This window comes from Rhizobium sp. CC1099 (genome assembly GCF_029714385.1).
Taxonomy (GTDB): domain Bacteria; phylum Pseudomonadota; class Alphaproteobacteria; order Rhizobiales; family Rhizobiaceae; genus Rhizobium.
On the sequence record NZ_CP121643.1, the window covers coordinates 222,171 to 242,911 of the forward strand.

Genomic DNA, 20,741 nt, shown 5'->3' on the forward strand with positions numbered 1-20,741 from the left:
TCCTTCAGCCTCGCCCGACCGCGGGGCACCTGCCAGTTCACAAGTCCGTCGGGCCGCGCGCGTTGAAGCGCAGGACCCAGTCCCGCACGATCTGCAGCGTGACAATGCGATCCGCGTTGCACCCGAGCGCGAGCCGCCATCACAGATTGTCGCAAGAGCAAGGGGGCGCCTCGAATCGGGGAAACCTCTCGCATTGCAGCGGAGAAACTGGACCGGCTATGCACTTGTGCACAGTCGAATGCCGATGGTTCACGCGGCAGTGCGTTGCGACCCGGTCGAGCCCGAGCACAGTGTACTTGATATGCCACAGGTCGATGCCGGCGGTCAGCGGCAGGAAAGCCGCCGGTACTACGATCCTCGCGGCCGAGCCGCATGTTCGCCGGTGTCCACTTCGCCGACGATGAGCATCAGCTTGCCCTGCAGCTGTTGGCGTTGTCTGTGTCGGAGCGCTGCGAATAGTCGATGCCGACAGCCAGCCCATCCGTTGCTCGTTCCACCAGATCTTGTGCGGTTGTCGTAGCAACCGCTGTTGGCGACCGCGACCTTGTAGAATTCAGGGGGGAAGAGCAGCGCGCCCACGTGGCGGAAACAATGCATATTCTTGAAGACTCGCGTACTCGATTGAACTGAAAAGTTGACCATTGACAGAGTGCCTCGCTACTTCGGGTAGATGCGAGCCAAAGGAGTTCTCGGCGATCGATCCGGCGAGTTGCTGAGATTACACTCGGACCCTCGGCGGGAACCGGGCTGGCCTGTGCCGGCGTCGAGGTCGTCGAAGCACGCGACCTGGCGCAAAGGTCTTGTTCGGAATGTTCGATTTACGACTGTCCGGTTCAGGACAAAGTAGGACGCGATGGACAGGCAGCGGCATTCTCCCGCCGCTGAATCTGAAGGGCGTTTCCCTTGCAAAACGAGCCTGGTTCGTCCTGGCACACTTATTGCACCGCATGCCTGTAGATCGGCAGGCTGGGTATCGGCGCAAATTAGGACGGCCCAAAGGAAATACTTGGCCTGACGATCCCGTCCTAGGGAGAAGATGATGGGTACAGGAATGGATTCGCAGATCAGTGCGTTGGCGCTGCAAGCTTTCAGGACCCCGGAAGCAACAACGGCCGCCGAGGACTGGCGAGGCAGCCCCGAGATCGCAAATTTTCTTCTAGATAACGGTATGGAGGTGGTCGTCATACCTGACCACCGGATGCCAACCGTCAAGCAGATGGTCTGGTACAAAGCCGGCGGCGCCGATGCGCCTCCGGGGAAATCCGGCATCGCCCATTTTCTAGAGCATCTGATGTTCAAGGGCACGAGAAATCACCCGGCCGGCGAGTTTGACGCCAGGGTCGCGGAAATCGGTGGCCAGCAAAACGCCTTCACGGGGTTTGACTGCACCGCGTACCATCAGACGGTCACGCCGGAAGCCCTCGGAACAATGATGGAATTCGAAGCCGACCGAATGAGGCATCTCGTTCTAACCGACGCGGTAATTGCACCGGAGCGCGATGTCGTTCTCGAAGAGCGGCGCATGCGCTATGAGAACAACCCAAGTGCTCGTCGCTATTGGGCGCTGCAAGCGACCCTCTATCAGAACCATCCGTACCGCATTCCGAGGATCGGCTGGATGCACGAGATTGAACAGCTTAATCGTGAGGACGCCGAAGCGTTCTACGATCGCTACTATGCTCCGAACAACGCCGTACTGGTGGTGGCGGGCGACGTGGATGCAACAACGGTGCGCAAGCTGGCGGAGAAGACCTATGGGGCCGTACCGCGCGGCCGGGACCTGCCGCCGCGGGTCAGGCCGCAGGAGCCGGAGCAGAACACCAAACGAACGGTCGTGCTTACCGACCCGCGTGTGACCGTGCCGGACTTTGAAAAATCATGGGTGACGACCTCCTACGGGAGCTCCGAAGCGGGCGAGGCGGAAGCCCTCGATCTTCTGTCGGAAATTCTGGGCAAAGGAACGCGCAGCCGGATCTATCAGGAATTAATCGTGAAACAGGGGATAGTCTCCTCGGGTGGCGCCTATTTCAACGGAACATCGCTCGATCCATCGAGCTTCAGTGTTTATGGCGCACCGCGGGGCGATGCGACGATCGAGGAGGTGGAAAACGCAATCGACGCTGAAGTCCAGAAAATCATCGACACCGGTGTTACCGATGTCGAACTGGAGAAGGCCAAGAACCGTTTAGTGCGCTCGATGATATTCGCAGGCGACCGCCAGCGAGGATTAGCCGAGATATACGGGAGGGCGCTTGCGACCGGCCGCACCGTAGACGATTTACACGCCTGGCCCTTGAGGATCCGCGCGGTGACGCCGGCCGAGGTACAGTCGGTTGCCCGGAAGTACCTTAATCCTGACCGTTCCGTGACGGGATACCTTCTGCCACATGAAACTGCCATCTCGGGAGCTAAATGCCAATGACAACGCTCAACCGCATGCTGATCGAAAGCTCCAAGCCACTGCTCGCCGCGCGCAACCTAGACGCTGCGGCGTCGGGCCGAGCCGCCCCGGCGATACAGAAAATCGAGACAACGGGGGGGATAAAGGCTTGGCTGGTGGAAGATTATTCGCTGCCGATCATCACCATTGGGTTCGCGTTCGAGGGCGGCACCACCCAGGATTCTTCCGGTAAGGAAGGCGAGGTCAGGCTTATGACCTGGCTATTGTACGAAGGGGCCGGCGACCTTGACAGCGAAGCCTTCCAGGAGCGGCTCGACGATGCTGGCGCTGAGATGCGGTTCGGGGCTCGGCGCGATGCGGTCTACGGCTCCATGCGAGTGCTCGCCGATCAGAAGGATGATGCGTTCGATCTACTCCGGCTGGCCGTCGAGCAGCCGCGCTTCGACCAAGCGCCTTTGGACCGCGTCCGCGGGCAGATCGTCACGGGCATCATCGCGGAAGCCAAAGATCCGGAGACGGCCGCGCAGGGCGCATGGAGGAAGGCGCTCTATGGCGATCATCCTTATTCCCGGCCGGGCGAAGGGACCGAGCAAACTCTTGCCACTGTCACGACCACCGATCTAAAGGCGCTGCACAAGCGGCTTTTCGCACGGGGCAAGCTAACCATCGCCGTGGCGGGCGCGATCGATGCCAACGCCCTCAAGGGTGATCTGGATCGGATATTCGCCGGGTTGCCAGCCACACCGTCGCTGGTGCCCGTGTCACAAACCGCCCCTAAATTGGGGCAGGAAATACATATTCCGTCTGACCTCCCCAAGACTGGGCTGCACCTGGCCTATTCCGGGATCGGCGTCAAGGATCCGCAGTTCTTCGCCGCCTATCTGATGAATCATATTTTCGGCGGAGGAGCGTTCACGTCGAGGCTTTGGAAAGAGGTGCGCGATAAGCGAGGGCTTACTTACAAGATCAGATCTCGCCTTGTGAACAGCGGCCACAGCTCTATGCTCGTGATCAATACGGGGACCCGTCCGGATCGGGCTGCAGAGACGCTTTCAATCATTCGTGCCGAAGTCCGGCAAATGGCAGAGCAAGGCGTAAGTCGGGAGGAGCTTGAAGCGGCGAAGAAAAACGTCATCGGCGGTTATGCGATCAAAAATCTAAACTCCTCCAGCGCGATCGCCAACACGCTGGTCGAAATCCAGATGGACGATCTCGGCATCGACCATATCGAGCGCCGAAAGCAGCTGATCCAGGCCGTAACCGTTGAGGACGTCCGGTCGGTCGCAAAACGGCTTCTCGGTGCCGACCCCACCGTTATGACCGTAGGAACGCCGCTCTAAAGAAGGAACTGATCGCGTCCAAAGGGGATGGACGAGTGATTTCTAAGATCGGCTTCGGCGTCGGTAGGAGCGGCTTCAAGGCCTTAGGACATCGGCCGGTTGCAATATGGTATCCGACGGCGAACGCTGGGTAAAATCAGTGTCCGCTCAGTCGAGGCGGCAATATGCGGAGGGGCTCAGCTTGGGCTGGTGAAATCTGTTCTTCACCATCAACAACTCGGCGAATACGACAACCTTGTAGATAGTGATCGCGGCGGAGTGGAAGGACGCAAAGAAACTGAACGCCATTCCCAAGCGACGTGATCCACCGACGGCCTCGGGTCTACATGTGCGGGCCACCGGGTATAATAATTTGGTCTTGGCGAGGCGCTGTCCGGCCGACCGGCAACCGCTTCCGGTCTCGGCAGCAGTGACATGGATCACCAGTTTGGCACCATACGGGGTCCTGGCGGTACGCACCCTGCCGGGGACAGAGACGATTGCCTTCTGAAACGCTGGCATGCCGGCATCGTAAACTTAACGGATGAAAGGCCAGCGAAAGACGCCATCCGCAGATATCTCTCATGCTCGGGCAATTTTCGCCCACAGGCTCATCGCCGCCTTGCGCAGTTCGCGATGGTGGCCGGAGGAGATGTCGTGGCGCGGGATTTGAAATAGGTTGGGATCGGATCATGGATGGAGACGAAGCGTTGTAGATGTCGCTGTGACTTGAAGCGCTTCATGATCCGCTCTCGCCGCCGGACTGGTTGGTGAGAATTCTCCGCCCGATTATTCAACCCTTTGTGGGAGCGATGCTCTACACCCGGCATGATCTCTCGCTTTGCTGCGCCGTAGGACTGCAGCTTGTCGGTGATCATCGCACGCGGCGACCGTCCCTGACCCTTCAAGAGCTTGCGCATCAGGCGCTTGGCGGCCTTTGCATTTCGGCGGCTTTGTACGAGAACCTCCAAGACGAAACCGTCCTGATCAACTGCGCGCCACAGCCAATGCTTCTTGCCGCGGATTGAAACAACGGCTTCATCGAGATGCCACTTGTCCCCAAGCCGACCGGATGATCGACGACGGATCTCGTTGGCAAAGGTGCGGCCGAATTTCTCCGCCCACAGCCGGACGGTCTGGTGCGAGACAATGATCCCACCGGCAGCCAGCAAGTCCTCGACCATTCGCAGGCTCAGAGGGAAACGGAAATAGAGCCACACGGCGTGGGCAATAACTTTAGCGGGAAAGCGATGTCGGCGATAGAGTGGATCACGGTCTGTCATGAACCTTCATCGCACATCGAATTCCACATTCCGTTAAGTTGACGATGCCCTTCGATGTGTCGGTAATCAATGTCGGCAGCAATGCCGTGGTGCCGAACCGCGCATGTGCCGAGCAGATACCTTGAATGCCTTGGAGCGTCGGCCGCTCATTGAACAGGACGCCGCCGCCGCCATTGACCTGCAGGTCGATAAAGCCCGGCACCAGCAATTGGCCAGGTGCGTGCACTGTTTCAGCGTCATCGATGAGAGCGGCATCCGCGAGGATGGAAAGGACCCGGCCTTCTCCGATCAGGAGAGCGGCGTCATCATGCCACTCCAGACCGTCGAAGATCCGTGCGCCCGCTATTGTCCTTGTTCCGCTCATTTGGTCTCCGTCACCTTCTTGAGATGCGCGGGTGCGTCGGGGTTTTGGCCTCGCGCGCGTGACAAGGCTTCCACGAAGCCATAGAAGGGAAGGATGAGTGTCAGCGCATCTGTGAGCGGGTGACCGGTCTCAATGGAAGGCAGAGACTTGGCCTTCTCTGCTCGGGTCGAGGTGACACGTACGATTGCACCCTTGGCTTTCAGGCTATCGGCAACAGCGACCGTCGATGCTTCGGCGGCGTCGTGCGAAGCCAGCGCAAGCACCGGGAAATCCGCCCCGACCAGCGCTACGGGTCCATGCAGCACTTCCGCGGCAGAAAACGCTTCCGCATGGACGCCAGTCGTTTCCTTGAACTTTAATGCCGCTTCACTGGCGATCGCCAAAGCCGGCCCACGGCCGAGCACATAAAGAGATTTCGCTTCACCAGCGTCCGCGGCAAATTCCTGCCAATCGAGGCTCACAGCGTCGGCAAAGTGCCTGGGAAGATCCGCCACGGCGCGCTTCAGCGAAGCGTCTCCCGTCCAATGGCCGAGGACCGCGAGGCCAGCGACGATGGAGTTCACATAGGATTTTGTTGCCGCCACCGCATGTTCGGTGCCTGCGAAAATATCCAATGAATGGCTGCAGGCATCGGCGATCGGCGAAGGCAGCGTGTTTGTCAGCGCAATCGACGTGGCGCCGGCCCGGGTTGCCGCCTCAGCCATGGCGACGATGTCGGGGCTCTTGCCCGATTGCGAAACCGCGATCGCTGCACCGCGGCCAAGTTTCAACTTGGCGCCATAGATCGACGCGAGCGACGGTCCAAGAGAGGCAACCGGTACGCCTGCGGTCAGTTCGATGGCATATTTGAGAAACAGAGCAGCATGGTCCGACGAGCCGCGGGCAATCGTGACGACGAAGGCCGGATCCTTGGTGCGGAACGCTTCCCCGACATCAGCAAAGGCTTTCTCCGATCGCTCAAGCAGCCGGGCAGTCGCTTCAGGGATCTCATCTATCTCGCGGCGCATATTTGTTTGCACAGTCATCTCCATTTGGAAGGCTCCACCCGAGACCAGGGGCTCAGGTTTCTGGGATCGTGAATTCGTTGACGAAACCGTCGGTGTCGCCCCGACAGAGCGAGTAGGTAAATTCGACTGGCCGGCCGGAACGGAGAAAGCCTACGCGCCTGACCAGGAGACCGGCGGCGCCATCAGCTACGCGGAGCACCAAGGCATCCGGCTCACGAATGGCGCTTGCGAACAGGCGTTGAATCGCGCGCACGGGCCGCGCATCTCTGTCTTGCAGCGCGGCGTAAATCGAGGCCGAGACGCTGAGCGGGTTCGGCAGGAACTCAAGTGGAACGCAGCTGCGTTCTATCGCAAACGGCAAATCTCCGGATATGCGCAGCCGGGCCAGGCGAGCGACCTTTGCGCCGGCGGAGAGGCCGAGCGCCATCATCTCATCCGATGATGGACTGATGATCTGACGCTCCAGCCATTCGGTTCGCAAGTTCGAAGCCAACCAGAACATGTCCTCGGTCGGCGGCGAGGGTGCGGGCGACGCCGGTTGAGCCAACCCGGCCATCGAACGGGAGACGAAGGTCCCGGAGCCTCGGCGGCGCACGAGCAGGCCATCGCGCACGAGTTCGTCGATCGCTTTGCGAACGGTCACCCGGCTGACCCGCGCGGAGTTGGCGAGATCGCGCTCAGGAGACAATGCATCTCCGCTGCCGAGTCTACCCGACAGGATCGCCTCTTCGAGGGACCGGCGCAGTTTTTGATAGAGCGGACCGGCGCCCTGCAGATGTATGTCCGCATCTTGAACCGTTGCCGACGGTCTAGCGCTCATGCGCGGAGCTCCGATCGACGCCGTAGCGCGCAAGCGCGAGTGCGACTGCGCCTGTGAGGGCATCGGCTTCGGGTTCTGTGAGCCGCGATTGGTGCCGCTTCGCGATCCAGCGTAGATAAAGCGGGGCCAGGCCACCAAGGAGACAGACCTTCTGCGTCCCTTGAGCGACGAGACGATCGAGCACCTCATCTATCGACCAGACGGCAGTCGCCAAGAGAAGCGTTGCGATGACGTCGCCCCGTTCGGCATGTTCAAACACGCGTGGCGCAAAGCGGCCGAAGTCGCCAGGCTTTGCCAGACGCGCGAATTCGACGATTTCACGTGGGTCGTTGTGAAACTCCGCAAGAACGGAACTGGTGAGGGGGGAGGGGGCGTGAATGCCATCATGAACCAACAGGGTTTCCTGCAGGAGCGCATGACCAATTCGGGCGCCGCTGCCAAGGTCTCCGATCGTAAAGCCCCAGCCTCCTATATATCGCACGTTCTGCCCTTGGCGTTCGATGTAGATCGTGCCCGTACCGAGGATCGCGACAGCGCCATCCTTGTCGCCCAAAGCGCCCTGAAGCGCGATGAGCCCGTCAGACTCGATGTGAGCTTCGGCAAACGGCAGCGATCGACGGACATAATGCACCGCGTCACCCACATTGTGGCCGGCCAAGCCCAGAACCGCAAAGCACTTGGTAATGCCGGCGGGATCGAGACCGGCTTCGACGAACGCTGCACGAGCCCCATCGATGATATTTTGAAGAGCAGTGTCAGGATCGGAAAGAATATTCGCAGCGCCAGATTTTGCCCGGCCGAGAATGCGGCCATCCCTGTCTGCAACGGCTGCCCGGCAACTCGTTCCGCCACCATCAATGCCAATTAGATAGGTCATGGAGCTCCGTCAGTCTGGAACGCTCGTGTTTGAAAGCGATAGGCGACAGCAGCCACCACCATTTCTGCTCAATAGTATGTTCGTGCGTCGCACAAACATAGGCATAAGTCAAGCCTGATGCAGTGGCTGCTGTTAGCCAGCTAGACGAGATCCACTTGCTTGGCGCAGTTGGACGGAAGATATGGAGCAGTGGCGATACGCGACCGACCGCGCCCAAGCTAATCGATCATCAAGTCCGCATCAACTTGCTTAAAAAGTTCGGATCGCGAAGAAAGCGGAAGTCAAACGCCGACTTGGAATAGCGGTGGAACGAAGACTTTCCAGCGCGGTTCACCGGATCGGGGCATCACTATCCGAAGATGAGCAAAGCCGATGAGACCGTAGGAGCTGTCAGCTCTAGAACTTATAATTATACGCGATGAGCCGTGCCTTGGCTTTCGCAAGCTCCTCCGCAGTGAAGAGCGGATGCCACTTGCCGTTCTCCAGCACCAAGGCTTCGACAGTCAGATCGAGCCGGTTCCGTTCCCACAGGTTCGTATAACCCTCCGAGGCAGAAGCGGAGTTGATGAGATATCGCGCCGTTGCAAGACCACCGCGATCACTCAGCATGCCGAGGAACACATTGGCATTGTATTTGGCCTCGGTCTTGGCCCGTTGGTAGATTGCCATCATCGCACTATCAAACTGCCGCTCGAGATCCGTAGCCATCAAAGGTCTCCAATTATGCCCGTCTAGATGACCAGCTTCAGATGGCTGGACAGGACCAGGCCCGCCGCGCCGCGCAACGCGGTATGGCCCTCGCCGATACCGTTTACCGTGATGGAGATCTCCTGGTTCGGTCGCTTTCGAACCAACCGCTCCACATGCTGCCTGACACGCTCGGCCGCGATATCGCCGCCGCCTGCGATGTCTCCATGCAAGACATAGGAATTGAGAGACAAGGTCTGCTGCAGGTTCAGGATCCCGAAGGCGACGTTGCGTGCATAGCGGTCCAGCAGGTCATCGGCCGCTTTCGATCCTTCGGCGGCTTCGTTTACCAGGCGCGCAGCGGTGATGCTTTCGGGTTCCTCGAAGCCCATCTGTGCTGCCTCCCGCCGCAACCACGGCAGGGCGGCGACGGTTTCCCAACATCCATGCTTGCCGCAGTTGCAGAGCTCGCCATCGATCTGGACCACCGTGTGCCCCAGTTCACCTCCGGAGCCGGCAAGCCCCCGATAGACGCGCCCGTCGATATAGAAGGCTCCACCTAGAACCTCACCGGTATAGATCGCCGCGAAAGTCTGCTGGCCCCGTCCCGGCCCAAACCATCGATCCCCCACAAGCAGCGCGCGCGGATGGTGATCGATGACAACAGGCAATGCGTAATGTTCCTGCAGGATGTCGACCAGGGGCAGGCCCGTTAAAACGGGCGCCAGGTTGACGGCAAGGATCACTCCGTTGTCGCTGTCGATCATGCCGCCCGACGCAATCCCGATTCCGAACGGCGCCCGATTCGCCTGGGAGAGCGTTGCAGACAGCGTATCCTTCATGATCGTCAGGAACGCGTCCCTGTCCCCCCGCGGATCGAATTGCGCCTTCCTCAGCGCCTTGATCTCTCCGCTCAGCGTGACCAGGCATGTCTGGATCCTGCCGGGCAAGAGAAGGACTGCACCGAGCATCGGGGCTTCCGGATTGAAATAGATCGGACGCGCCGGCTTGCCGCCCTTGAAGTCGGAGGGAACGGCGTCGCCTTCAACGAGCAATCCCTCTTCGATCATCGGCTGGACGATGCCCGTAATCGTCGTACGGTTCACCCCTGCCAGACGCGCAAGTTCCGCACGGCTTTTCGGACCGTTGTCGTACAGTGCCTGCAGCACCCGGCCACGATTGATCTCGCCGAGAGTTGATTGGGAGACGAGGGTAACGTTGACGCCACCCTCGCCAGGCAGAACTTCCTTGCTGGAAGGACTGCGCTGCCCAAGCGAGTAGGATGGCTGATTCTCGAACTTCAAAATTTCGCTCCGATTTGCTGCTCGTCTTTCTACCCTGTGAGCGCTTGCTCGACCAGATGGCGATTGCTTGCTTCGTTAGCGTGAACACTGTCATCAACGGGGCTCGTAAGATTCCATGTGTCGACTTCTTGACAGTACCATAAGTTTGTGCGACGTACAAACATACTGCTGCAAAAAGCAGGATGGAGGGATAACGATCACAAGCGAGCAGGGGCCCACTGGCTCTCCGGTATCGAGTGGGATTGGATTACAGGCAATTGAGGAGGAATTCATGACATTCGATATCGGAAACATGTCGCGCCGGAACATGCTGAAATCAGCGTCTGTCGCCACTCTTTTGGCATCCGGCGTCGGCTCGCTGGTCGCACCACGGGGCGCAGGCGCTCAAGACACCAACACTGTGCGCGTTCTGTCGGTCGAAGATCCGTTCTTCTTCTCGATGAAGGCGATGATCCCGGAGTTTGAAAAGGAAACCGGCATCAAGGTCGAGCTGGAAAGCCTCTCTTATGATGCCCTGCAGACACGTCTCGTCTCCGCGTTCGTCGCCAAGACGTCGGATGCAGACGTCATCGCCGTCGACCAGATGTGGCTTGGGCAGTATCTCGACAACGGCTGGATCATTTCGCTCAACGACTTCATTGCCAAGGACAGCGACATCGATCTTTTGGACTTCATTCCCGAGGTTCTCTATTCGTCGAACATGTGGCGCGGGCAGATCGGCACGCTGCCGGTCGCGGCCTACGCGCAGGGCGTCATGTACCGCAAGGATATCTTCGACAACTTCGGCATCGCCGCACCTCCGACCAAGGCCTCCGAAGACTGGACCTGGACGAAATACGTCGAGACGCTGAAGTCGCTCGAAGGAAAGTCGTTCGACGGCAAGCCGCTGTTCCCGACGGTGATCTGTGGGTCGCAGCCGTCCCCGATCACCCACATGTTCACGCAGCTTTCCGTCAGCCATGGCGCGAACTGGTTCAAATCCTTCCCGGGTGCGCCCTGGGACTTCTCCCCGCAGCTCACCGCTCCGGCATGGGCGAAGTCGGTCGAGATCTACCGGCAGCTCTATAAACTGTCGCCGCCCGAGGCGATCAACTACGTTTGGTTCGACGCCGGAACCCGCTTTGCCAAGGGCGATATCGGCATGTTCTACTGGTGGACGCCATATTTTTACCTGGTCAAGAATTCCGGTTACATGACCGGCAAGAAGTCGGATGTCATGGACAAATACGCGACCGCGGCACTGCCGAAGGCCGACGGCGTGGCACAGACGGTCAGCCTTGGCGGCTGGAGCCTGGGTGTCCCGTCCAGTTCCGAGCGGCAGGACAACGGTTACGCCTTCATCAAATGGGCGACATCGAAGGTGACCCAGAAGAAGATGGCCCAATGGCCGGATCTCAACTACCAGTTCTCGGATTTCGCCCGCGTTTCGCTCTATGAGGACGACGAGGTCAAGGCGATCTACCCTTACCTGGACGTGCAATATGCGATGATGAAGCAGGGCAACGGCAAGATCACGCGTCCGCCGGTTCCCGGTTACACCGCAGTTGAAAGCGTGCTCGGTCTCACGCTCAACCAGCTTCTGACGGGCAGCGAAGATCCGAAGACGGCGCTCGAGCGGACGAACAGTCTGTTTGAAAGCATCCTCAAGGGCAATCTCATGATCCCTTACCAGAAGGAAAGCTTCGCCGACACGCTCGACGGTGCCAACGCCCTGATCGGCACGCTCGGCAAGGCGTAATAAATTCTCCTCGGGCCGGCGCGGCAACGCTCGCGCCGGCAAAACGGGTGAAGAAGAACTGGATCTCGATCATGCATTCTACAATCATTCGCTCGCCGCAGGCGCTTGCGCCTGTCCGACGGGGCTTTGTCCGCCGGAACCTGCCCTACCTGCTAATTGCGCCTTCGGTGATCATGCTGCTTGCCCTGATCGCCTACCCGCTGCTCTTTGCCCTCAAATCGAGTTTCTATTTCTGGAACCTGCAGGTCGGGCCGGAGCCGATGGCCTTCGTCGGCCTTGACAACTACGTCCAGGCCATCAATGCCTTCGATTTTCGCGCGGCACTCACCAACACGCTGATCCTCTCGGTCCTGGGCACTGCGATCGAGTTTGGCCTCGGCCTGGCGATCGCGCTGGTCCTGCTCAAGACGCTGCCCGGCATGAATGTCGTGCGCGCACTTCTGATCCTGCCGACTACCATCGCGCCGATCGTTGTCGGCTTCTTGTTCCGCTATCTCTACGATCCCGGCGGCGGTCTTTTGACCTGGGTGCTGCAGTCTCTTTGGCTGCCGGTTCCAGCAGAAGGTATTCTTGGCTCGCCCTCGACGGCGCTGGCCGCCATCCTGTTCGTCGATATCTGGCAGTGGACGCCATTCTTCGCCATCGTCCTTTATGCAAGCTTGCTCGCTGTTCCCGACGAGATCATCGAGGCCGCACGGCTGGATCGCGCATCGGCCTGGACGATCCTCATGCGCATCAAGCTGCCGCTCATCCGGCGCACGGCGATCATCATCGTCATGCTGCGCTTCATGCAGATCTTCAACACCTTCGACACCGTGCTGGTGCTGACACGCGGTGGGCCGGGCACCACCACGCGTACGCTCGGCTATTCGCTCTACGAGCAGGGCCTCGTCAACTTCAATGTCGGGCTCGTCAGCGCGATGACCTGGATCACAGTGCTGATCGTCAACGTCATTGTCGCCCTCTACGTGTTCTTCGCCTTCCGCAATGAGGAGTGGTGATATGTCAAACCGCACGACGTTCTATACCGCTCTTACCTATGCTGCCGGCCTGCTTTTCCTGGCGATCTTCATCGGCCCGATCCTGTGGTTCCTGGCGCTCGCGATCCGTCCGGCAGACACGGCTTTTGCAATGCCGCCGCAACTGACCTTCGAGCCGACGCTCGATGCCGTCCGCCATATCCTCGTCGATCCCGGCACCAACGCGCCGCAACTGGTGAACTCCCTGATCGTCGCGATTGGCGCCGTGCTGCTTAATCTGCCGTTCTCCGTTCCTGCGGCTTACGCGCTCTCGCGTTTTAAGATGCGCGGCAAGAAGAACATCATGCTCTGGTATCTCGGTCTGCTGATGGCGCCGCCGATTGCATTCCTGATCCCGTATTTCGTGTTGATCACGCGGATCGGCCTGCAGGGCTCCTACTTTTCGATGGTGCTGGTTCTGCAGACACTGACGATCCCGTTTTCGGTCTGGCTGATGAAAAGCTTCATCGACGAGGTGCCGGCAGAGCTGGAGGAGGCCGCCCGGGTCGACGGCGCCCGCTGGTACACGATCATGTGGCGCATCACGCTCCCGATCGTTCGCCCCGGCATCATCGTCACTTCGATGTTCGCCTTCGTTTTTGCCTGGAACAATGCTGCCTTTCCGCTGGTCCTGAGCTCGCGCTCGACCGCCACCCTTCCGATCGGAACGCTTGGATACTTCGCCACCAGCGGCGTGACGTGGAATTACATCGCCGCCGCGGCGGTGCTCGCCATGATCCCGCCGATGATCATCTTCCTGGTTTTCGATCGATACGTCGTCCGGGGCCTCACCTTCGGTTCGGTGAAGGGCTGATCTTTCTACTGTTTGAATGGAGTCATAGAAAATGAGCAAACTTCGCATCGGCGTCATCGGCGCCGGCCTTTGGGGCAACAACCACGCCCACACGTTCAACGTCCTGCCGGAGACCGAACTTGTCGGCGTCTGCGACCTCGATGAGGGCAGGGCGCTCAAGATGAAGGAGAGCTTCGGTGCGGCGGAAGCATTCACCGATTACCAGAAGGTGATCGCCAGCGATCGCATCGACGCAGTGTCCGTGGCGACGCCTGATTTCACGCACACGCCGATCATTCTTGCCGCCCTCAAGGCCGGCAAGCACGTTCTCAGCGAAAAGCCGCTGGCAACGACCGTCATAGAAGCCGAGGAGATCGCCGAGGCTGCCGCGAAGTCCAGCGGCAAGCTGATGATCGACTTCCACAACCGGGTGAACCCGATTCTCGCCCAGGTCCGCGGCATGATCCAGGATGGCCAGATCGGTCTTGCCAAACACGGCACGGCACGGCTGTCGAACACGACATTCGTTCCGTTCCAGATGCTGAGCTGGGCCGCGAAATCCTCTGCACTCTGGTTCCTGGGCAGCCACCTGGTCGACGTCCTGCGCTTCATCCTCGCAGACGAGGTTACCCGCGTCTACGCCGTTGCCCGCTCCGGCACGTTGTCAGCCGGCGGCGTCGATACCAAGGATTTCCACGCATCGATCCTGGAATTCTCCAAGGGCACGGTCGTGACCATGGAGAACAGCTGGATCCTCTCGCGCGACAATCCGTCTCTTGTCGATTTCAAGATCGAGTTCGTTGGCGAGAAGGGTCAGGTTCAGGCCGATCCAACCCATAACGGCGGTCTCCGCCGCATTATGGAGGGCGGCCTGAGATACAACGATTACATCGGCGTAACGCCCACGGGGGCGACCCGGATCGGAGGTTTCGTGCAGGAGTCGATCGCGCGCTTCGTCGACAGTGTGGTGCGCGACGTCCCGTTGCTTGCGGACGCAAACGATGGCCTCGCCAACACCAAGGTTCTGGCCGCGATCGAGGAGTCGGTCGCCAGCGGCAAACCTGTGAACATCGGCTGATGTCGTGACCAAGCCTGCGAGGCATTTCATTCCATGGGATGAATTGCCTCGCCACTTGATACTGGGAGTAGATCTATTATGGCGTCCATGACCTTTGACGGGATTGGAAAAACCTATCCGGACGGGACCGTTGCCGTCGCCAATGTGAGCTTCACGGTTGCAGACGGCGAGTTCGTCGTGCTGGTCGGACCGTCGGGCTGCGGTAAATCCACCTTGTTGAGGATGGCGGCTGGGCTTGAGCTGCTCAACAGCGGCCGGCTTCTCATGGACGATCAGGATGTCACCAACACCGAACCGCAGGACCGCGACATCGCGATGGTGTTCCAGAACTACGCGCTCTATCCGCATATGACGGTCTACGAAAACATGGCCTTCGGCCTGCAGCAGCGCAAAATGCCGAAGGACAAGATCGAGAAGCTTGTCCGCGATGCGGCCGATATGCTCGACCTGTCGAAATACCTGCACCGCAAGCCAGGCGCATTGTCAGGCGGCCAGCGCCAGCGCGTTGCGATGGGGCGGGCGATCGTCCGGCATCCCATGGCTTTCCTGATGGACGAGCCTCTCTCCAACCTCGACGCCAAGCTACGGGTCCAGATGCGTGCCGAGCTCAAGCTTCTAAACCAGCGCCTTGGCGTCACGACGCTCTACGTGACCCACGATCAGGTCGAGGCGATGACGATGGGGGATCGGGTTGCTGTGCTCAAGCCCGTCGGCAATAACGAGGAAAGCAACCTGCAGCAGATCGACACGCCGCAACGGCTTTACGACCGGCCGGCGAATATTTTCGTCGCCGGCTTTATCGGTTCGCCGGCAATGAATTTCGTCGGGGTCGAGCTTCGGGTCGAAGCGCAGTCGCTGCGCGCCACGATCGTGGGAACCGGCATCACCTTTTCGGTTCGCGCCAGCGCTGCGCTGTCAGCCTATGCCGGGCGCCAGGTCATCGCCGGCATACGCCCGGAAATGTTTCAGGTGTGTTCCGAGCAGGAGGCGCTGTTCAACGAGCAGATTCCGGTGGCCGAGGCGCTCGGCGCCGACACCTATGTCTTCTTCGACATTGCCTCCCCCGCCGTCACCGTCAGCGACGCCGAGGAACCGGACGAGTTCAAACACAAGGGCAAGAACCGGTTGGTGGCGCGTATCCCGCCAGCAGCGACGCCCGCTCCCAACCAGCGACTTCCGATGAACGTCGACTTGCAAAAGCTGCACTGGTTCGATCCTCTGACAGGAACCGCAATTCGCGACTGATCCAGGTGCTCCATGCAAAAATGTCGTCTGAAACTGTCCCGGCTTTGTTTGTCTGCCTCCCAAGGCGCTTTGGCTGTCGTCGAGCAAAGCTCGGCGGCAGCCATTTTTTCGAACGGCGGGATGTCGGCACATCGGGATCAAATTTCGAGACTAATGGCACCCTAAGGGTAGGAGTGGAGCAGCGATTGACAATAGCGCATCGGAAATACGCCAACGTGCCCAGGATCTATCGAAGCGCACGGAACAACAGGCTGCTTCTCTGCGAGAAACTGCCGCTGCTCTCGATCAGATCACGCGGAAGATCTCCAGTTCCTCCAGACGTACCGAGGAGGCGCGCCAGGTAGCAATGGAGGCGAATGAGTCGGCACGCAGTTCTGGTAGGGTGATGTAAGGCGTTTTCTCCCATGCAAGCCATCGAACAACGCTGCTGAGCGTTGGCAGGGAAACTTGGGAACGCTGCAAGCGCGACGCCACGACCGGTGCCTTCGCTGTCCTGTGCGCCGGCCATTCGGGGCACGTCGAATTTCGATTTCGCAATTCAAGCTGAGAATTGGTTCCGATCACGATATCACAGACCAAATTTTTACCGGGTGTTTATGACGTGGAAACTCTCGCCCTTTGAAAGATCGTGCCTCTGGTGGATATCGGTGGGCAGGAGTGTCGCCGAAATTGCCTTGCTTGAAGGCAAGGGCGAAGCCGAAATTCGTCTATGTTTGGACCGAGCGGTTGTCTCCCTCGGTGCGACCTCGATGGAGGATGCGCTCAAGAAGGCGAATCTCCTTAGGTCTGATCGCCTGATAGTGCCCCGCTAACACATTGGTAACGTTACACGCTTTTGGCTCCTGGCCTTTACGCGTATGCCTCATTGCTGGCGATATGGGGCAGGGCGCGGATGAGGAGTTCGTCTTGTCACAATGTATCGTTCACGCGCCATCATCGAGCTCCTTCGGCATGAGGCTGGCCGTCTGTCCTGCGGGTAGTTTTGGTGGAGACCCGGATATGCCTTGGGATGCTTCTCGGGAAGAGCCCAGAGCGGGAATCCGCCCGTCCGCTTCTGTGAAGGCAAAAGCCGAATGGCTGAGCTACTCGCTACGATCAGGACCGCGTATTTACAAACTTCTCACCAGCCAAGCAAGACTTGTTGACCGTCGTTCGTTTGCCTCGTGTACGACGCGCGCGAGAGCGCTCTGTTCCACGTCAAGGTGGCTCATTAATGCGGACTCCACCACACTTGTTGCCTTGCCTAGCTGGGGGATCGCACCCATCAGTCTTGCGAGGCTCTTTTCGTAAGAAGGACTAAGCTCCGTCTTAGTTATCTCCATCCGGATAGGATGAGAGCAAAAACAGAATTTGTCGATAATTCTGCAAACCTCGCAATTTGCCGACAGCTGGGCGATATTGGCAAAGATGGTTTCCGCATAGACTGCGAGCTGGTCGCGGGGCGGGTTATCACGCGCACGCCGGCCACTGTCCGGGATATGCGGCGGCACACGCCTTAGTGCGGAGCTGAGGGTTTGACGTGCGACAACATATAAGTCCAATAGCGCCCCTTCCACGAGGGGCCTGGTGAAATAGCCTCTTTGAGGGATGGAGAGAATCTTGCCCTCCGCGGCAAGTCGGATAAGCGCTTCGCGTACCGGGGTCCGACCAAGGTTAAGTTTGGAGGCAAGCTCCTGGTCACTGAGATGTTGCGCCGGCACGCGGGCATAGCTGTAGAGCAATTGAAGAACAGCATTGTAGGCAGTGTCAGCCTTTGCCGGCATCGGTTCACCTGCGAAAGCTGGAACGGCTATCCCACGACATTGGAGCGAATTCTCACAGAGCCACATTTTTTAATTTCCTCTGTCGATGTGCTTTGAAGACCGCGTAGCGCGCGGCAAGTTCAAAACACTACACAACTAATTGCCCAGCTTAGGGATTTCGTATGGGCGATGATTTTTGAGGTCTAATATAGACGACAGTCGGGCTGAGGTTAAAGTCTGCGGTTTTTTGACGCGCTGAAGCACATCTGTTGCAGCCTCCGATACCTTCAACGTGGGCACGTCACCTGAGTCTCGGAGGCAAGTTGAGCACTCGAAAGCCAATTCAACTCAGATAAAGTTGCTTGATTTAGCCAGTCCGGGCGCCCAGCAAAATCTTTGTCATTAAAGCCGCGTCGCCATAAGGCGTCCGCACTCGGTCAATGTCCAGCCAGTCATTCTTCATGTAGAGGCCCTTTGCGTCCTCTGTTGTAAGGTAAAGCCTTTCATAGCCGAGGCGCACAGCTTCGTGCTCCAACCTCTTGATCAGCAACGAAGCTATTCCTTTATTGCGGTGGAATGGATGGACGTATAGCGACTTGAGCCATGGGGAAAGGTCGGGTCTTCCTTTAAAATCGCTCTCGTTCAGGCTGATCATTCCCGCAGGTCTGCCATCTTCGACGGCAACCAATGTCAGCGGCAGAGAACTTTTTGTTGAGGCTTCGAATTCATGCTTCGTCTGCTCGAATGATCCATTGGCTTGGCAACCCCATTGTCCAAACGACCAGCTTGTGCAAACGGGGATCCAATCCCGACAACTCTCCAGATACTCGATCACTATCGGAGATCGAGTATGTATTTGCTTCGCGGCCATCGTTTCTCCCTATTTTACCGGCGTGCCAGACGCTTTTAGATCGAGGCCCATCGGGACCTTAAAGCGCGATGATTCTCTCGCCAAATGGGATTCGCAGCAACTAATAAGCATATGAGTCCTCACGCGCAAAGTCACTAGTGCATCAGCCGCTTCGGCGCTTGGTTCGTGGCATATTCGGATTAGCTTCCACGGCGTCCAGCGGCCCGACAATCAATCTGCTAGGATCTTTGGTAACGCTGTCATATGGCTGAATGTTCTCATCGCACCTGCTTCCATCAATTTCTCAGCATGTCCGGGAGGACAATGAGAACCCCCGACGAAACCAATGACCCGCATTCGAGCCGCCACTGCCGCCTGAACTCCAGCAACGCTATCTTCGATGACTAGGCAGGCCTCAGCCGATGTATTCATTCTCTGAGATGCAAACAGAAAAAGATCTGGGGCGGGCTTGCCACATGCGACTTGGGAAGCACTGAAAACCCAAGGCGAAAAATGATCGTACAGGTCTGTTAGTTTAAGTGCAAAATGCAGCTTTTCCAGATCGCTGCTCGATGCCACGCATCTCTCCACATTGATGGCGTCCAAAGCTTGATTAACGCCCGAAATGGCTTTGAGATCGCTGGCATACCGTCTGCCAATCTCTGCCATCACACATTCATGATGACCCTTCGGCAAACGTAAGCCAGACTCGGCTTCGATGATTGAGTAACTTTGCTGATCGGTCATGCCTATGAAGCGACTATTATAAGTATCGGCGGAAATATTATATCCGTATCCGGCCAGAGCTTCGACATGCACAGCGGTAGCAATGATTTCACTGTCGACTAGAACTCCATCACAATCGAAAATTAGGAGCTTTGGAGTTTTGTAAGTGGCCATAGGATTACACCATTGTCGACACAATCAACGCTGCAAGAACAGCAAGCCGGAAAATGTAGGCTAAATTTTCCCATCCCTGTCTTCTTTAAATGGTTGTTGCGATATCGGAAATCTTTGGGCCGAACTTGGAAAGAGCCTTCCAAACCCTGTGAAACGCCTCCGCGTAAAGTGCCATTACCTCGGCTTCATTGGGTGGCGCGATCTCCGATACGTAAAACATCGTATCCAAGAGTTTTACCGTATTGGGAAAGTCGCTGGCCCTCCAATCGTTGGCAATGGTCGGCAGATATTCGAAGACGGGCTTCGTAAGCCAAACCAAAACGGGCACACCTTCGGCCTGTAGCAGTTTCACCACGGTATCCCTTGCGGCCGGACCTGGCCTGAAACCGAGTGCTTCCGGTTCGATTCGAAGCGGGAAGTTGAGCATGGACTGATTGCAGTCAAATGGGTCGAAGAGAGGAAAAATACCTGACAGATCTCGGATCATCTCCCATAGAAGTTTTCCGTTATTTCTTCGAATCTGAAGTTGTGTTTCCAGATCAATGACTCGCATTTTTGCGATAGATGAAGAGAAGACGTTGGGGCGGTAGTTATATCCTTCTGAGTAGGGGGAAAAAGTTCGTTCTCCATTGCGAGATGAGCTTGTCAGCGAAACGCGGTCCACATGTTTAATCAGATTTGGGTCCTCCGTAATCACAAACCCTAGTTCGCCGGCTCCAAGGTGCTTTGCGCCGTTGCCGGACAAAGCGAGCGCGTCGGTATCAATGTATGCCCCATCTACGATCGCTTTAATGGCGCCGATCGATTGGCAAACGTCATCGATGACTGCAACCCCTTGAGCACGCGCGGCAGACCTTGCATGAGGAACAAGAATATTATTCCCAAAGAGGTGGGTGATGAGAGTTGCTCCGACGCCTGGTCCGAACCTGTCGGCTGCCGCCTCTTGATCGATGCCGGCCAAGTTCAGGTCAACATCAACGAAGACCGGCTGGAGGCCACTGATTGCAATTGGTCCAACCGCGCCGGGCCAGTTCAGCGCTGCGGTAACCACACTCTCGCCTCGGTCTTTGACATAATCGAGTTCGATATGGATCGCCGCCGTACCACTGCCGACGGCGCGGACTTTCCACTTACCGGTCCATGTTGCGAGATTTTGCTCCAAGTCAGCCACGATTGGGTGGTTAACCCGATGATACCTTCCACTATCTACAACTTCGCGGAGAGCATCCAAATGCTCCTTCTTTGGAGCTGGCCAAGGCGTGATCCGTCCTGGAGGGACGACGGGTTCCCCGCCGAGGAAGGCGAGATCCATTT

The 20,741-nt window shown here is 58.2% G+C and carries 17 protein-coding genes and 4 pseudogenes; 8 read left to right on the forward strand and 13 right to left on the reverse strand.

Annotated elements, in window-relative coordinates; all coding sequences use genetic code 11:
* Window positions 1-384: 384 nt before the first annotated feature.
* Window positions 385-579: pseudogene (locus QA644_RS34430) on the reverse strand (prolyl oligopeptidase family serine peptidase); the annotation flags it as partial.
* Window positions 580-1,039: 460 nt separating this feature from the next.
* Here QA644_RS34430 and QA644_RS34435 point away from each other — a divergent pair.
* The gene (locus QA644_RS34435) at window positions 1,040-2,422 is read left to right on the forward strand and encodes a pitrilysin family protein (protein WP_283074124.1); all 1,383 of its coding nucleotides are present in this window, start codon (window positions 1,040-1,042) and stop codon (window positions 2,420-2,422) included.
* Window positions 2,419-3,741, forward strand: a complete 1,323-nt coding sequence (locus QA644_RS34440) for a pitrilysin family protein (protein WP_283074125.1) — start codon at window positions 2,419-2,421, stop codon at window positions 3,739-3,741. The genes QA644_RS34435 and QA644_RS34440 overlap by 4 nt, the downstream gene beginning before the upstream one ends.
* A gap of 147 nt (window positions 3,742-3,888) precedes the next feature.
* On the opposite strand, the gene QA644_RS34445 is transcribed toward QA644_RS34440, so the two are convergent.
* The 8 genes and pseudogenes from QA644_RS34445 to QA644_RS34480 form a co-directional block, all read right to left on the reverse strand.
* Window positions 3,889-4,242 (reverse strand): hypothetical protein, encoded by a 354-nt coding sequence (locus tag QA644_RS34445; protein WP_283074126.1) that lies wholly within the window; start codon window positions 4,240-4,242, stop codon window positions 3,889-3,891.
* A 60-nt stretch (window positions 4,243-4,302) separates the two neighbouring features.
* A pseudogene (locus tag QA644_RS34450) lies at window positions 4,303-5,003 on the reverse strand (IS6 family transposase).
* Between the two features lie 55 nt (window positions 5,004-5,058).
* A pseudogene (locus QA644_RS34455) lies at window positions 5,059-5,367 on the reverse strand (N-acetylglucosamine-6-phosphate deacetylase); the annotation flags it as partial.
* Window positions 5,364-6,392 carry an SIS domain-containing protein gene (locus tag QA644_RS34460; protein WP_283074368.1) on the reverse strand — a complete coding sequence of 343 codons (1,029 nt, stop codon included), beginning with the start codon at window positions 6,390-6,392 and terminating at the stop codon, window positions 5,364-5,366. The gene QA644_RS34460 and the pseudogene QA644_RS34455, both read right to left, overlap by 4 nt.
* 34 nt (window positions 6,393-6,426) lie before the next feature.
* Window positions 6,427-7,194: a GntR family transcriptional regulator gene (locus tag QA644_RS34465; protein ID WP_283074127.1), complete on the reverse strand. Its 768-nt coding sequence runs from the start codon at window positions 7,192-7,194 to the stop codon at window positions 6,427-6,429.
* A complete protein-coding gene (locus QA644_RS34470) occupies window positions 7,184-8,071 on the reverse strand; it encodes an N-acetylglucosamine kinase (protein ID WP_283074128.1) in 888 nt (295 codons plus the stop codon). Before QA644_RS34470 ends, QA644_RS34465 begins: the two co-directional genes overlap by 11 nt.
* A gap of 396 nt (window positions 8,072-8,467) precedes the next feature.
* Window positions 8,468-8,779, reverse strand: coding sequence for a hypothetical protein (locus QA644_RS34475; protein ID WP_040114153.1), 312 nt, complete (start codon window positions 8,777-8,779; stop codon window positions 8,468-8,470).
* Window positions 8,780-8,802: 23 nt separating this feature from the next.
* On the reverse strand, window positions 8,803-10,062 hold the full coding sequence (locus tag QA644_RS34480) for an ROK family transcriptional regulator (RefSeq protein ID WP_283074129.1): 1,260 nt from the start codon (window positions 10,060-10,062) through the stop codon (window positions 8,803-8,805).
* 271 nt (window positions 10,063-10,333) lie between these two features.
* On the opposite strand from QA644_RS34480, the gene QA644_RS34485 reads away from it, so the two are divergent.
* The 6 genes and pseudogenes from QA644_RS34485 to QA644_RS34510 all read left to right on the forward strand — a co-directional run.
* Complete coding sequence (locus tag QA644_RS34485; protein WP_283074130.1) at window positions 10,334-11,800, forward strand: extracellular solute-binding protein; 1,467 nt, start codon at window positions 10,334-10,336, stop codon at window positions 11,798-11,800.
* 71 nt (window positions 11,801-11,871) lie between these two features.
* Window positions 11,872-12,801, forward strand: a complete 930-nt coding sequence (locus QA644_RS34490; RefSeq protein WP_183927306.1) for a sugar ABC transporter permease — start codon at window positions 11,872-11,874, stop codon at window positions 12,799-12,801.
* 1 nt (window position 12,802) lies between these two features.
* The gene (locus QA644_RS34495; RefSeq protein ID WP_283074131.1) at window positions 12,803-13,633 is read left to right on the forward strand and encodes a carbohydrate ABC transporter permease; all 831 of its coding nucleotides are present in this window, start codon (window positions 12,803-12,805) and stop codon (window positions 13,631-13,633) included.
* A 31-nt stretch (window positions 13,634-13,664) separates the two neighbouring features.
* A complete protein-coding gene (locus tag QA644_RS34500; protein ID WP_283074132.1) occupies window positions 13,665-14,690 on the forward strand; it encodes a Gfo/Idh/MocA family oxidoreductase in 1,026 nt (341 codons plus the stop codon).
* 78 nt (window positions 14,691-14,768) lie between these two features.
* Window positions 14,769-15,935, forward strand: coding sequence for a sn-glycerol-3-phosphate ABC transporter ATP-binding protein UgpC (gene ugpC, locus QA644_RS34505; protein ID WP_283074133.1), 1,167 nt, complete (start codon window positions 14,769-14,771; stop codon window positions 15,933-15,935).
* Window positions 15,936-16,116: 181 nt separating this feature from the next.
* Window positions 16,117-16,320: pseudogene (locus tag QA644_RS34510) on the forward strand (methyl-accepting chemotaxis protein); the annotation flags it as partial.
* 724 nt (window positions 16,321-17,044) lie between these two features.
* Here QA644_RS34510 and QA644_RS34515 read toward each other — a convergent pair.
* From QA644_RS34515 to QA644_RS34530, 4 genes are all read right to left on the reverse strand, one after another.
* Window positions 17,045-17,764 carry a GntR family transcriptional regulator gene (locus QA644_RS34515; RefSeq protein ID WP_074070718.1) on the reverse strand — a complete coding sequence of 240 codons (720 nt, stop codon included), beginning with the start codon at window positions 17,762-17,764 and terminating at the stop codon, window positions 17,045-17,047.
* Window positions 17,765-18,044: 280 nt separating this feature from the next.
* Entirely contained in the window at window positions 18,045-18,548 is a 504-nt protein-coding gene (locus QA644_RS34520) for a GNAT family N-acetyltransferase (protein WP_283074134.1), read from the reverse strand.
* A 210-nt stretch (window positions 18,549-18,758) separates the two neighbouring features.
* Window positions 18,759-19,427 carry an HAD-IA family hydrolase gene (locus QA644_RS34525; RefSeq protein WP_040114161.1) on the reverse strand — a complete coding sequence of 223 codons (669 nt, stop codon included), beginning with the start codon at window positions 19,425-19,427 and terminating at the stop codon, window positions 18,759-18,761.
* 85 nt (window positions 19,428-19,512) lie between these two features.
* Window positions 19,513-20,739, reverse strand: coding sequence for a DegT/DnrJ/EryC1/StrS family aminotransferase (locus QA644_RS34530; protein ID WP_283074369.1), 1,227 nt, complete (start codon window positions 20,737-20,739; stop codon window positions 19,513-19,515).
* Window positions 20,740-20,741: the final 2 nt, after the last annotated feature.